14 protein-coding genes are annotated in these 12,915 nt (G+C 74.2%); 2 read left to right on the plus strand and 12 right to left on the minus strand.

The features are described 5' to 3' along the window. Nucleotides 1-128 precede the first annotated feature (128 nt). The 11 genes from T328_RS31120 to T328_RS31170 form a co-directional block, all read right to left on the minus strand. Nucleotides 129-497 carry an SH3 domain-containing protein gene (locus T328_RS31120; protein ID WP_496499570.1) on the minus strand — a complete coding sequence of 123 codons (369 nt, stop codon included), beginning with the start codon at nucleotides 495-497 and terminating at the stop codon, nucleotides 129-131. 153 nt (nucleotides 498-650) lie between these two features. Next, entirely contained in the window at nucleotides 651-992 is a 342-nt protein-coding gene (locus T328_RS31125) for a hypothetical protein (RefSeq protein WP_496499571.1), read from the minus strand. 59 nt (nucleotides 993-1,051) lie between these two features. Then, complete coding sequence (locus T328_RS31130; protein WP_496499572.1) at nucleotides 1,052-1,546, minus strand: TadE/TadG family type IV pilus assembly protein; 495 nt, start codon at nucleotides 1,544-1,546, stop codon at nucleotides 1,052-1,054. Then, nucleotides 1,543-1,938 (minus strand): TadE family protein, encoded by a 396-nt coding sequence (locus T328_RS31135; RefSeq protein WP_496499607.1) that lies wholly within the window; start codon nucleotides 1,936-1,938, stop codon nucleotides 1,543-1,545. Before T328_RS31135 ends, T328_RS31130 begins: the two co-directional genes overlap by 4 nt. A gap of 107 nt (nucleotides 1,939-2,045) precedes the next feature. Next, nucleotides 2,046-2,561, minus strand: a complete 516-nt coding sequence (locus T328_RS31140) for a TadE family protein (protein ID WP_496499573.1) — start codon at nucleotides 2,559-2,561, stop codon at nucleotides 2,046-2,048. Nucleotides 2,562-2,597: 36 nt separating this feature from the next. After that, complete coding sequence (locus T328_RS31145) at nucleotides 2,598-2,846, minus strand: hypothetical protein (protein ID WP_496499574.1); 249 nt, start codon at nucleotides 2,844-2,846, stop codon at nucleotides 2,598-2,600. A gap of 37 nt (nucleotides 2,847-2,883) precedes the next feature. After that, nucleotides 2,884-3,828, minus strand: coding sequence for a type II secretion system F family protein (locus tag T328_RS31150; RefSeq protein WP_496499575.1), 945 nt, complete (start codon nucleotides 3,826-3,828; stop codon nucleotides 2,884-2,886). Continuing rightward, nucleotides 3,828-4,748 (minus strand): type II secretion system F family protein, encoded by a 921-nt coding sequence (locus tag T328_RS31155; RefSeq protein ID WP_496499576.1) that lies wholly within the window; start codon nucleotides 4,746-4,748, stop codon nucleotides 3,828-3,830. The genes T328_RS31150 and T328_RS31155 overlap by 1 nt, the downstream gene beginning before the upstream one ends. A 6-nt stretch (nucleotides 4,749-4,754) precedes the next feature. Continuing rightward, nucleotides 4,755-6,071: a TadA family conjugal transfer-associated ATPase gene (locus T328_RS31160; RefSeq protein ID WP_496499577.1), complete on the minus strand. Its 1,317-nt coding sequence runs from the start codon at nucleotides 6,069-6,071 to the stop codon at nucleotides 4,755-4,757. Then, the gene (locus T328_RS31165) at nucleotides 6,068-7,171 is read right to left on the minus strand and encodes a hypothetical protein (protein WP_496499578.1); all 1,104 of its coding nucleotides are present in this window, start codon (nucleotides 7,169-7,171) and stop codon (nucleotides 6,068-6,070) included. The genes T328_RS31160 and T328_RS31165 overlap by 4 nt, the downstream gene beginning before the upstream one ends. A gap of 38 nt (nucleotides 7,172-7,209) precedes the next feature. Further along, nucleotides 7,210-7,929: a CpaB family protein gene (locus T328_RS31170; protein WP_496499579.1), complete on the minus strand. Its 720-nt coding sequence runs from the start codon at nucleotides 7,927-7,929 to the stop codon at nucleotides 7,210-7,212. 490 nt (nucleotides 7,930-8,419) lie between these two features. Here T328_RS31170 and T328_RS31175 point away from each other — a divergent pair, with 490 nt between their 5' ends. Both T328_RS31175 and T328_RS31180 read left to right on the plus strand, forming a co-directional pair. Beyond that, complete coding sequence (locus tag T328_RS31175; RefSeq protein ID WP_496499580.1) at nucleotides 8,420-10,588, plus strand: hypothetical protein; 2,169 nt, start codon at nucleotides 8,420-8,422, stop codon at nucleotides 10,586-10,588. 262 nt (nucleotides 10,589-10,850) lie between these two features. Continuing rightward, on the plus strand, nucleotides 10,851-12,209 hold the full coding sequence (locus T328_RS31180; protein WP_496499608.1) for a hypothetical protein: 1,359 nt from the start codon (nucleotides 10,851-10,853) through the stop codon (nucleotides 12,207-12,209). Nucleotides 12,210-12,266: 57 nt separating this feature from the next. On the opposite strand, the gene T328_RS31185 is transcribed toward T328_RS31180, so the two are convergent. Then, nucleotides 12,267-12,881 carry a hypothetical protein gene (locus T328_RS31185; RefSeq protein WP_496499581.1) on the minus strand — a complete coding sequence of 205 codons (615 nt, stop codon included), beginning with the start codon at nucleotides 12,879-12,881 and terminating at the stop codon, nucleotides 12,267-12,269. Nucleotides 12,882-12,915 lie beyond the last annotated feature (34 nt).

Below are 12,915 nucleotides of genomic sequence, written 5' to 3' on the forward strand. Positions count from 1 at the left end.
TCGTCACGACCTCGTCACCGCGACTGTACGGGACGCTTCCGCGGCCCGCCCACGCGAAGCCGCCGGAGCCGCCCCGCGCATGGCGGTGCGGCCCCGGCGGCCGGCGCTACGGGCAGCGGCCCGCGGGCTCAGCAGTACGGGATGCGGTCCACGTTCTTGACCCAGCGCGCGGCGAGGAAGCCGTTGTGGGACTTGAGCTTGTACCAGATGCCGTTGCCGAACACGTCCTGGCCGTCGACCTTGCAGTCGATCCAGACGATCTCGCCGCGGGGGATGAAGCCCATCTTGCGGGAGTGGGTGGTGGGTTGCGAGCGGATCAGGATCCCGGGCTTGGCGATCACCACGCCGCGCTGCGAGCGGTTCCAGTCGTCCCAGGTCTTCACGGCGGGCGCGCCGGCGCCCGCCGTCGTGGTGGCCGCCACGGGGGCCGCACCCAGCAGCCCCAGCGCCATGGCTCCCGCGGTCAGCGCGACAGCGGTTTTGGTTCTCTTCAGCACAGTTGCCCCTTGACAGTCGATCGGAGTGAGGCGGTCGCCTCGGTCCGGTTTGTATGACTATCTGACCGATGTCCGGGGGTAGCTCACCGAAGACGGGCTAATTCGCCCGATCGGCAGCACAGCCTCGCGCGTACGGCCCAGGGACACCGCCGTTCAGGCGGGGCCGGCCGCGTTCTCGACGAGCTGCAGCAGCAGCGCGGCGGCCGTCTTGACCTCCTTGGTCGCGCCGACCTGTACCTCGGTGCCGACGTGGTTGCCCCAGCCGGGCGAGGCGTTGTACTTGGTGCCGTTCAGCGTCAGCGACACGGTCTGGCCGCGCGTGAAGCGGACCATGGAGCCGCTGACGGCCGCCAGCGGGGCGCTGTCGATGACCTGACCGTTGGTGTCGAACAGGCTCAGCGTGCCGCCGTCCACGGTGATCGTGCCGTGCTGGGCGAGGGGCCGCAGGCCCTTGCCTATCTGGACCTGGTCGAAGACGTACTGGGGCTGACTCACGCGTTCTCTCCATGGGATTGCGGATGGGACGGGGCGCGCCGGCGGGCGCGGGCCGCGGGCTACGGTTCGCCGACCTCAGTGCGCGGCTCGGCGCGGGCGTTGCCGGTGGCCTCCAGCGGGCCGCTGAGGGCCAGGCCCGTCAGCAGCGGGCGGTAGCTCAGGACGATCTCGACCTCGACGTATGCGGCCGTCGCGTCCGTACACGTCGCGGACTCGACGTCGCCGTTCTGGACCTCTACGTGGGACATGAACTCCTGGACCCGGCTGTCGCAGTTCTCCGCCCGGATCGGGGCCTCCAGTTCCGTCTGGCCCTCGTACAGCGCGTCCTTGTCGGTGTCCTGCGCCGCGTACCGGGCCGCCTGCTCCGCGATATCCGCCGCGCGCTCGCGCTGCGAGATCGCCAGTCCGCCGTCGACCACGAACGCGGCCAGCGCCATGAACAGGAACGCGAAGATGATGACCGCGCCGGCGCCCGAGCCCCGGTCGTCCAGCCGGTCCCGCCGGGCCGCCAGGCCGCCGCGCAGCCGCGCGGCCAGGACACGTACGCGCCTCATGCCGCCCTCCGGTACGGGTCGAGCGGCGCGGACGACGAGCCCGTCATCCGCGGGTCGATGTCCAGGCCCAGCATCCCCAGGCCCTTCACCTGGCAGCTCACCTCGACGGTGATGACGTTGCTGGCGGCGCCCGGCTCCGGCGGCGAGAAGTCCCCCGACAGGTCCACCTCCACCGGGCCCGTGCACACGTCGCCCTCCAGCTGCGACTCCGCCGCCCGCTGCGCGGCCGTCCGGGCCTCGCCCACGGTCCGCTGCAGGGACGCCGCACGTACCGCGTCGCGCGCCGCGCCGTCGACGCCGCCGCGGCCGTCGACCAGCTGGCCGAAGGCGACGAGGACGAGGATGAACAGGAACATCACCGGGGCGAGGATCACCACCTCGATGGTCGTCACCCCCCGGTCGTCGGACCGGAGGTCCCGGCCCTCCCCCGGCTCCCCGGGCACCTGCTCCCCGCGGTCGCCGTGCGCCTTGCTCACAGACATGGGTCCCCCGTCCCCCGTCATCCCAGATCCGGTACGAACCGCTCGATCGGCCCCTCCGACTCCGCCCGTGCCCGGAGGTCGATGAACGGGAAGACGTTGACCACGCCGCCCTCCACCTCCACCCCGACCCGGTCGCCGTCGGACTCGTACGGCCTGATGTCCGGGCCGGTGAGCAGCTTCGGGCCGACGGTGTCCAGCCGCTCCTGCGCCGCGGTCTGCGCCAGGCCCTGCCACGCGCCCGGGTTGGACTCGGCGGTCCGGCGCGCCTCGCGCGCGCCCGCCTGCGCCGTCGCCTGCGCGACGTGGTCGGCGAAGAAGTACAGCCCGAACTGCACGGTGGAGAAGATCATGAAGTACAGCACGGGGGTGAGCAGCACGAACTCGATCGCGGACATGCCGCGGTCGCCTCCGCCCACGCCGCGCCGCCCGCTGCTCGCCCCCGTGTGCGCGTACGCATCACCGCCGCCGCCGTCGCCGCGGCAGGCGTCGAGCCTGCGCCGCAGCCACGGTGGTGCCTGTGCGCTCATCGTCATGATCAATCCGCCCCGTCAGCCGGTGGTCCCGCGGCTTCAGCAGCCGTCGGCGCCGGCGTTCTGGATGCAGTTCTCCACATCCGACGCGCCGTCGCTCAGCGCTCGGTTGATGATGACCGCGACCGCGCTGACGATCGCCACCACGATCGCGGAGATGATCACCCACTCCACGGCGGAGGCACCGCGGTCCAGCTCGCCCGAGCGGGCGCGCTCCACGCGGCCGCGCAGGAAGGTGACCAGAAAGTCGATCGCCGGATGTCCGGTGCTGGTGAAGCGGTTCTTCATGACGTCGTACGTCCTCTCTGCGTAATGGGGGGATGACTCAGACCTGCAGCACGCGGATCGCCGCGGGATAGACCAGGAAGACCAGGAACCCGGCGCACAGCAGCAGCTGTGCGACGAGCATGGACTGCGACTTCTCGCCTGCCGCCCCCTCGATTTCGGCAAGCTCGCGATGTCTCATGGTCTCCGCCCTGGCCGCCAGCGACTCGCGCACTTTCGCGCCGTCGTCGGAGACCAGCGCCAGCGACGCCGACAGGTCCTTCAGCTCTTCGATCCCCAGCTCGTCGCCGAGATTGCCGAGCGCCTGCCACTGGCTGGTGCCGGTGATGCGGGCGTCGGCCAGTGCGTTGCGGACCCTGCGCAGCGCCCAGCCGTCGCTGATGTCGGCTGCCGCCATCAGGGCCTCGGGCAGGCCGCGCCCGCCCGCCAGGTTCATCGCCACCAGGTCCAGGTACGCGCCCACGACGCGGCGCAGGTCCTTGCGCTTGTCGGCGGCGTCCCTGCGTACCTCCAGGTCCGGCAGGAGGAAGAAGAGCAGCGCCGCGACCAGCGCGAGCCACACCGGGATGACCGGGTTCAGGCCGAAGCCGGCCACCGAGATGAACGCGTACACCATGGGGCCGAAGATCAGCCCCACCGCGGACAGCAGCACCTTCGTCGCCAGGAAGCTCTCCCAGGAGCGGTCCAGCACCGCCAGGTCGGAGCGCAGCGAGCGCTGCTCCCAGCCCTGCCGCAGGTAGAACTCCGCGGCCCGCTGCCCGACCTGGGCGCGCAGCCCCCCGAGGCGCCCCTCGTCCTGCTGTTGCGCCGAGGAGGTGGTCGTCCGGCCGGCGCCGCGGGCGCGCAGCGCGTCGACCCGTGCCACCGTCGCGACCGCGCCGCGGCGGCCGGGCGCCAGGGCCCGTACGAGCAGGTAGATGCCCAGGCCCATGACGGCGCCGATGATGACGGAGTACGTCAGTGTGTCCGCACCCTGCAACTCCATCAGGAGACCTCCTCACGCGGCCGGACGAACGCGACCTGCTGCGGCGGCTGCTTCGCGCCCGCCAGGAAGCGCTCGGGCGTCTCGATCGTCGACAGCTTGCGCAGCCACCAGAAGCCGGCCGCGAACAGGGCGCAGACGCAGGCCAGCACCGCCTGGCCCATCGGCGAGCCGTAGGGCTCGACGAAGCCGCGGTTGAAGACGGACAGGCCGAGCACGAACGCCACCGAGACGCTGACGACGATCTGCACGCTGCGCCGCGTCGAGGCGCGCTGCGCCATCACGCGCTGGCGCATGTCGACTTCCTCGCGCGCCGACTTCGCCAGCGCGCCCAGCACCTCGCGCAGACCGGGGCCGCGCAGCCGGGCGTTGAGGATGAGGGCCGCGATGATCAGGTCGGCGGAGGCGTCGTCGAGGTCGTCGGCGAGGTGCTGCAGGGCGTCCGGCAGCGGCGTACGGGACCGCAGCCGGTCCACCATCGCGTCCAGGTGCGGCCGCAGCGCGGGCGCCGCGGCGCGGGCGGAGGCCGGAATGGCCTGCTCCAGGCCGACGGCGCCGGCGATCGTGTCGCGCAGCGACTCCGTCCACTGGGCCAGCGCCTCGACCCGCTTCATCGCGATCCGCTCCGCCGACGCGCCGCCGAAGAGCTTGTCCCAGAACGCCACCAGGATGCCGGTGGCCAGGCCCGCGACCGGCCAGCGGGTGAGCAGCAGCACCAGCAGCCCGGCGACCGCGGCGAGCGTCGCCCGCTGGCTGGCGAACCGGACCAGCTCCGCGGCCCGTTCGCCCTCCTGCAGCTTCTCGTGCTCCGGCTTCGCCGGCAGCCCGCGGAGCGCGACGACGAGCAGCGCGACACCGCCGCCGACGACGGCGCCGGCGAGCAGCCCGTACAGCAGCGTCATGGAGAAGACCGTGCTGTTCATGCGCCGCTACCTCCAATCCCCGCTGGGCTGGTAGCCGAACGGCATCAGCTCGTCGATGCAGTTGATCGGCGCGTGCGGGTGCAGCAGGCCGTCCGGGCCCTCCTTGAAGACCTCGGACGACATGACCCGGCCGTCCACGCCGTTGACCTCGCGCACCGAGGAGACCATGCGCTGCAGGCCGCCGCCCTGGTGGTAGAGGTTCCGCCGCTCGATGAAGACGACGAAGTCGATGGCGCCGGCGACCAGCATCTGGCTGGCCTCCACCGGCAGCCGCTCGCTGGCCTGCAGGGCGTACGTCGAGATGCGGTTGAAGACCTCGGAGGAGCTGTTGGCGTGGATCGTGGACAGCGAGCCGTCGTTGCCCTGCGACATCGCGTTGAGCATGGTGACGATCTCGTCGCCGAGCACCTCGCCGACGATGACGCGGGACGGGTTCATACGCAGCGACCTGCGCACCAGCTCGGCCATCGTGATGGCGCCGTGGCCCTCGGAGTTGGGCAGCCGCTCCTCGAACGCGACCACGTTGGGGTGCAGCTCGGGGAACTGGTCCAGGCCCAGTTCGAGCGCGCGCTCCACGGTGACCAGGCGCTCGACGGCCGGGATCTCGTTGGCGAGCGCGCGCAGCAGCGTCGTCTTCCCGGCGTTGGTGGCGCCGGCGATCATGATGTTCTTACGGGCCCGTACGGCGCAGGTCAGGAACGAGCCCAGCTCCGGGGAGATCGTGGCGTTGCCGACCAGGTCGGGCAGGAACACCTTGCCGAGGCGGGCGCGGCGGATGGACAGCGCCGGGCGGCGGGTGACGTCCATGACCGCGGAGAGCCGGGAGCCGTCCGGCAGCCGCAGGTCGAGCTGCGGGTTGGCGGAGTCGAAGGGGCGGGAGGAGAGGCCGGAGTAGGCGCCGAGTATCTGGATCAGCTCGACGAGTTCCTCGTCGCTCTCGGCCACCGGGTCGACTTTGGCCTCGCGGCCGTCGGCGTAGCCGACGAAGACGTGGTCGAAGCCGTTGATGTCGATGTTCTCGACCTCGGGGTCGTCCAGCAGCGGCTGCAGCCGGCCGACGCCGAAGAGGGCGGCGTGCACGGCCGCGGCGTACGCCTCCTCGGTCTCGGCGTCGAGGGGCGTGCGGCCGTAGTTGATCTCGGAGCGGGCGTAGTCCTCCAGGATCTGCGCGATGACGGCGCGGGCGAAGTGCCGCTCGTCCTCGGCGGACATGGGGGTGACGCCGGCGAGCTGGTCCTCGTGACGCTGCCGGGCGATACGGTCGCCGGCTTCCTGGCGGAAGCGCTTGACGAGGCCGTGGTCTACTGCGGGTCCGCTGGTCATCGGGCGGCTCCATGGCGGGGGCCGGGGCCGGGGGTGGTGCCGGGGCCGGGGGCCTGGCCGGGGGCGGGGGCGCCGTAGGCGGGGTGCTGGCCGGGGGCGGCAGGCTGACCCGGCTGACCGGGGGCCGGGGGCTGTTGGCCATGCGGCTGGGCGTGGGCCGGCTGACCCGGCTGCCCGGGCTGTCCCGGCTGCTGCGGGCCGGCGCCCTGGCCCGTACCCGCCACGCCTCCGCCGTACGGTGCCTGCGGCACGCCGCCGCCGTACGGCGGCTGCGGGGCGCCCGCGGCGGCCGGCTCGGCGAGCAGCGAGCTGCCGAAGGTCTGGTGCATGTCGCTGGCGACCTTGCGGATCGAGCGTACGAGCATCGACTTCTCCGCCCGCCCGCGGCGGCGCCCCGCCATCTGCTCGGCGCCCGCGACGTCGTCCGCGACCACGCCGAGCACGCGGGCACCCGACTGCGAGGCCGTGAGCATGTCGTTGACCTGCCCGGCGACCTTCGCGGCACCGGACGGCTCGGTGACCAGCAGCACGCCGATCAGCGGCGTGCCCAGCGCGGCGGCGCCGCGCTGCGTGCCGTGCAGCCGCGCGGACAGCGACGACGCCCGGTCCCGTACCCGCGCGATCTGCTCCGGCAGCGCGCGGGCCACCAGCAGCACCAGCGCGGCGTGCGAGAACAGCTCCAGGGTCCCGGAGTCGGCGCCGACGCGGCCGCAGTCCGCGATCACGTCCGCGCCGCCGTGCGGTGACTCGGCGAGCGCGGCGAACGCCCGCCCCAGCGTGGGCCAGAGCCGGGTGAGCCCGGCGGCCTGGTCGGAGTTGCCGAGGCCGACGATGACGTCGAGCCCGCCGGACATCGGCTGCGCGTGATCCCACAGCTGCTCCGCGGCGATCCCGCGGCGGGCGGTGGCGGCCAGCGACAGCATGCCGGTGTTCGGGTCGAGCGGGTTGCCGTTCTGCCCGACCGAGCGGTAGACGAGGTCGCCGCCCGCCGGGTCCGCCTCGGCGAGCAGCGCACGCCGGGGCCAGACGGCGGCCAGCGCGACGGCGGTCGTCGTCACGCCGGGCGCGCCCTTGTCGGCCGCGACTGCGATCAGCGCCATGGTGAGTTCCCTCGCTCCCGTGAAGACCCGTGCCGACGTCAGCTGTTGCTGGATACGAGAGTCAGGCCGACTTCGTTCTCGGACGCCGCCGCCACGAGGGGACCTGCCTGTGTCTTGTCGACGAGGAGATTGACGGTGACGGTTCCACTGGTGACCGTGCCCTCTTCGCCCCTGCTGATGCTCTGCACCTTGACGCCCTCGGCGAGCACGTCGCCGGTCGCGGTGGTGCCCGAGGTGCCGGTGTCGGAATCCTCGGTGGTGCTCGCGTTGTCGCCGACGAAGTAGGCGTCGACGCGGGCGCCGTCGATCAGGCCGCCGGGCATCTGCCCGGACTCCATGGTCACGCCGACCACGGTCTGGCCCGCCTTCAGGCCCTTGCCCTCCTGGATCATCTCGGAGACGAGGATGCTGCCGGGGACGAGGTCGGTGGTCGCGTAGAACTCGTCCAGCCCGCCCCGCTGGTTCCAGCGGATGTACGGGATGTCGCTGTCCTCCGGCATCATCACCTGCTCGATGTCCTCCTCGGAGATGCCCTCGCCCGCGGGGACGCGCTCGGAGATCTGCACGGCGGCCACCTGGTTGCCGGCGCGCAGCACCAGCACGGCCGTGCCCAACGCGCCCGCGAGGATGAGCAGCACGGCCAGTGCCGCCAACGCGGGTTTGCGTTCGCGAGGAGCAAACGGCAGTCTGTCGCCGGACTGCGGAACAGGGGCGGCCGACCTGCCGCCCGCGGCTGCCGTGCGTTCCCTGGTCTTCACGGAATCACCCCGTAACTCGCCGTTTCCTGGCCGAAATTCCCCTACCTGATCGGCCGAGAACGCCGCAACAGGTTGTCAAGCCATCGAACCGTAGCAGTAGCCTAAACCCCCCTCAACCCGCGCCGGGCAACGAGAGCGTCACAGCCCGTCGACAGTTCCGAAAGCTGGGACGACGACCTTGCGGAACGGCATATCGCCAGCTTGCCGGGGGCGCGCGAGGCCGGCCTCGGCGGCCTGCGGGCCCGCGCGCACGCCGGGGGCGGGCCCGGCGGCGGTGTCGGCGGGGTGCTCTGTGACAGACCTGTGGACGGGATATTGGCGAATCCGGATATGTGCACTCGCCAACTCGTCAATTGGATGGAATTCCGCGGGCGTCGGGGCGCGATTACGGATGCCGGTGGTCGTCGCTACGATCTGGTGGGAAAGGGGGATACGCGTGCGCCGGCCGGTGCGGCGGCGGGTGTGCGGCCGGCTTGCACGGTTCGGGGGGATGGTGAAGTTCGTGGGGGGTTCGGCGGCGGGGTCGACGCGCGCGCCGGGGGTGCCGGTGCGTACCGCCGGCGTCTTCCCGGCCTGGCGGACGGCGGTGGCCGCCGGACTGCTGCTGCTTCTGGCGTGCCTGCCCGGGACCGCCGCGACCGCGGCCGGCCGGGCGGAGGGGGACGCGAGCGGGCAGGCGGCGTATCTGGCGGAGCAGTTGCGCAGGAATCCGGTGTACGTCACGGACCAGGCCCCGCGCGAGTTCCCGCGCTCCGCCGCCGCGGAGGTCGCGAAGGTCGCGAAGCGGGCGGGCGTGCCGACGTACGTCGTGCTGCTGGCCGAGCGCGAGGCGTTCGACGAGCGGCTGCTCGGCGCCGTACACGACCGGCTGCGCCGGGACGGGCTGTACGTGCTGCTGGACGGCAGCGGCATCGGCATCACCGCCGTGCCGTTCGGCGTCGACGTGCCGGCGTCGGCGGCGGAGACCGTCGCGCAGTATGAACTGCCGTACGACGCCGGCGCGCTGCTGACGTTCCAGCGCTTCGTGGAGGCGCTGACCGACGACGACCCGGCGGGGCGCGCGGAGGCGGCGCGGCAGAAGTACGGCAGCGACGCGGACAACGGGCCGAGCGAGGAACCTGACAAGCTGCACATCTCGCGCACCGACCGCGCGAACCAGTCGTTCCTGACGGGCATCGCGCTGGCCGGGGTGCCGCTGCTGACGCTGCTGCTCGTGCCGTACGTGCTGCGGACGCGCGCCCGGTCGCGGCGGCGCCGGGCGGCGGCCGGTGGCAAGCCGGCGGCGGCGGGGCGGTCCGCCGGCGGGGGCGGACGGGGGCTGCTCGCGGCGGTCGCGGCGGCGGCCGTGCTGGCCGTGGGCATCGCGCTGGGCGCGGCGGCGAGGTACGACGAGAAGACGTCCGACCCGGGCCCGCCGCCGACGCGGGCGGACATGGCGGCCCGACTGGCCCGTGTGTCCGCGGGCCTGGCGAAGGACCCGGTGTACGTGGACCCGGAGTCGCCGGCGCAGATCGACGCCGCGGAGCTGAGGGGGCTGCGCAAGAAGATCGGCGCGCTCGACGTGCCGGTGTACGTGGCCTCGGTGCCGATGGCGCCGGAGGACGAGTCCGGCGGGCAGGGCGACACGTTCCTGGAGTCCCTCGGCCGGACGGCCGGCGAGGACGGCATCTACGTGCTGGCCGACCCGCGCAGCGGCTACGTCAACGCCGCGGACATCGGGATCGGGCTCGACGTCGACCTGTACCTGTTGCCGGACGAGATCGGGTACCCGCCGCGCGACGAGGACGTGGGCGACGGCGACCTGCGGCTCGGCGAGCGGGTGGGCATGCTGGTGGACGAGCTGACCGGAGCGCGGCGCGGCGGCGACCCGGGGACGGCACCGTCGCCGGTGGACCCGCCGGACCCGGTGGCGGAGGACGCGCTGCCGTCGGTGTTCGCGGCGGACTTCGTACCGGGGCTGTTCGTGGGGGTGCTGGGGTCGGCGGTGGCGTTCGGCGCGGTGGCGGGGTCGGTGGGGATCGGCCGGCGGTTGCGGGGCGGTTTCGCGGTGGCGGCCGTCGCCGCCGGCTCCGGGCCGGGGGTCGCCGCCGGCTCCGGGCCGGGATACGAGGCACCGCCGGACCCCTCCGCGGCGTACCTCCGGCGCACGGCGCACGCGGAACTGGAGGCACTGGCCCGGGAGTTCGAGGCCGCGGACCCCGACGGCGCGGTGCGCACGCGGGCGTGGGACTGCCTGGACGCGGCGCGGCTGCTGGTCGACGCGGAGGAGGACGGCCGCATCGACCGCGACGCACCGCCGGAGGCGCTGGCGACGGCGATCGCCCTGGCCCGCGCGGGCCGCGCGACGCTGGCCCGCCCGGGCGGCACCCCGGCGAACAGCCTCTGCACGCTGAACCCGCTCCACGGCCCCGCCCGCGCCAAGCAGCGAACCCGCCTCGCCCCGGGGGCACCGGCCAGGGCGGTCCCCCTCTGCGCGGCCTGCCGCGCGGCGGCGGCGTCCAGCCCGGGCACCGCCCACACGCTGCGCCTCACGCTCCCGGCGCCGCGCGGGGAGGCCCGTATCCCGTACGACACGGCCCCGGGCGCGCTGCCCGCGGCCCGCGAGGGAATAGCCCGACTGATCCGCGAGGTACAGGAGTCCGCCGGTGTCCACGACTGAGTACGGTCCCGGACCGGGTCACGACGCGGCCCGTGCGCAGAGCGCGCAGAGCGCGGGTGCGGCGCGGCGGGCCGGCGACGCAGGCGCGGCAGAGTGGGCACGCGGGGCAGCCGCGGCGCCCGCGCGGGCCACCACCCGGGGGCTCCGCCCGCAGGGTGAGTCGCGCGGTGCCGCCGCGACACCGGAAGCCGCCCGCCCGGGGCCCGCACGCCACACCACTCCCCCGAGGCGCCCGCGGGTCGCAGCCGCCGCGGCGGTCGGGCTGCCGCGCGCCGGCGCGCCCCGCCGCCGCCCGCAGGGCGCCCGCGCCGCGGTCGCCGCCCTGGCCGGGCTGCTGCTCGTGCTCCTCTCCGCCTCCGCCGCCTGGGCGGCGCCCAGCCCCGGGGAGGAGATCGCCGGGCACCTCCGCGACTCCCCCGTCTACGTATCCGACGCCTACACCGGGGCCGTGGACGAGGCACGGCAGCGCGAGATCGCCGCGCAGATCGAGGAGACCGGGCTGCCGATCAAGGTCGTGCTCGTACCGCTCGTGGAGGGCGACGACTTCGCCGGAGACTCCGGGACGCTCGCGGAGGTGGTGCGGGGGCGGCTCGGCGGCGGCGCTCTGATCCTCGTCACGACCAGCGAACAGGCCGACTGGCTGGAGGGCTACGAGTGGCCCGGCGACGAGCACCAGGCGCAGGACGCGGTGGGGGCCGTCGGGCACCTGGACGAGATGAAGGACGCCGGGCTCGCGGCCCGGGTGGCGAAGGCCGTCGAGCTGATCGACGCGGGCAACGGCACCGAGGTCTACGACGAGGCCGTGGCCGACCTCGGCGCCGACGCGCCGCCGGCGGACGGCGAGGGCGGCACGGAGAGTTCAGCGGGCGCGGAGGGCGCGAAGGGCGCGAAGGGGGAAGCGGACGAGGGCGGTTCGGCGTGGCCCCTGGTCCTGGTCCTGGGCGGCATCGCCCTGGCCGCCGTCCTCGCCGCCGGGGCGCTCCGCTACGTCCGCCGCCGCGGCCCCGGTCCGCGCGCCGCCACGGCGCCGTTCGCCACACCGCAGGCGGTGTTCGCCGCGGCCCGCGCGGCGGACGAGGCGGAGCTGCGCCGCCGCGCGGAGGAGGAGGTCGTGGCCCTGGGCGAGGCGGTACGGGAGGTGGAGGCCGGCGCCGCCGACCAGGCGGCGCACCTCCACGCGGCGCTCGACGCGTACGCCGCGGCGGGCACGGTCCTCGACGGCGCCCGGAGCCGCGCCGACCTGGCCGGCGTGCTGGCCCTGGTCGCGGAGGGCCGCGACGCAATGGAAGCCGCCCGCGACACCCGCCCCCGCCGCACCGGGCCACCGCTCCCCCTGTGCTTCTTCAACCCCCTCCACGGCCGCGCCGCCCACCGCACCCGCTGGCGCCCCCTGGGCCGCCGCCGCCAGCTCCACGTCGCCGCCTGCGACACCTGCACCGGGGCGCTTCGCGAACGCCGCGCCCCGGAGGTGCTGACGGACACGGTGGACGGCCGCGACGTCCCGTACTTCGAGGCCCCCACGGAGGACAGCGTCTGGGCGGCCACCGGCTACGGCTCCCTCACCCGGGACGCCCTGGCCCCCCGGATAGCCCGCGGCGACTTCACCCGCACCCGCGACTGACATCCACAAGTGCATCGCCCCCGGCACGCACCGCACGTGGGCGCACGTGGGCGCACCTCACCCGCCGCCCGGCGGCCACTCCACCCCCGCCTGCTCCAGTATCCCGCGGTACCTGCCCCGCCCCCGCCGCATGATCGCCGACGCCACCCACAGGTACAGCCACCACACCACCGTGATCCCACCCACCACCGCCAGCGGCGCCGGCCGCAACGAGCCGTTGACCGCGAGGGCGATCAGCACGCCCAGCGGTACGGCCACCGCCAGCATCCGGAGCCGTGGGCGGCGCGACGTGCCGTAGAGGTCCACCATGATCCGCGCGTGCAGCAGCTCCACCTCCTGCCGCGCCTCCGGCAGCGGCTCCGGCGTGCGGCCGGAGGTCATGCCCGGGAGCGGGCCGCCGAGCGGGGCGTCCGGGTAGCGGGAGCGCGTGCGGGTCGCGCGTTCCGCGGCGTCCGGGAGGCGGCGGAAGGCGAAGACGGGGTGGCTGCGGCCGGGGCGGTGTTTCCCGGAGAGGCCGGCGTAGCGGTATCCGTACTGCTCGGCGAGGTAGGCGAAAGCCGCGAACGTGCGCCGGGAGTTCCACGGATTGATCGTCGTGTACGTCTCGGCGCCCTGCTCCCCTGCCTTCAGCAGCGCGCGCAGCTGGGCCCGGAGTTGGGGGTGTAGAGACATGACCGTCCTCTGCAGGGAACCGTGGACGCCGATT

This window comes from Streptomyces sp. CNX435 (genome assembly GCF_059570575.1).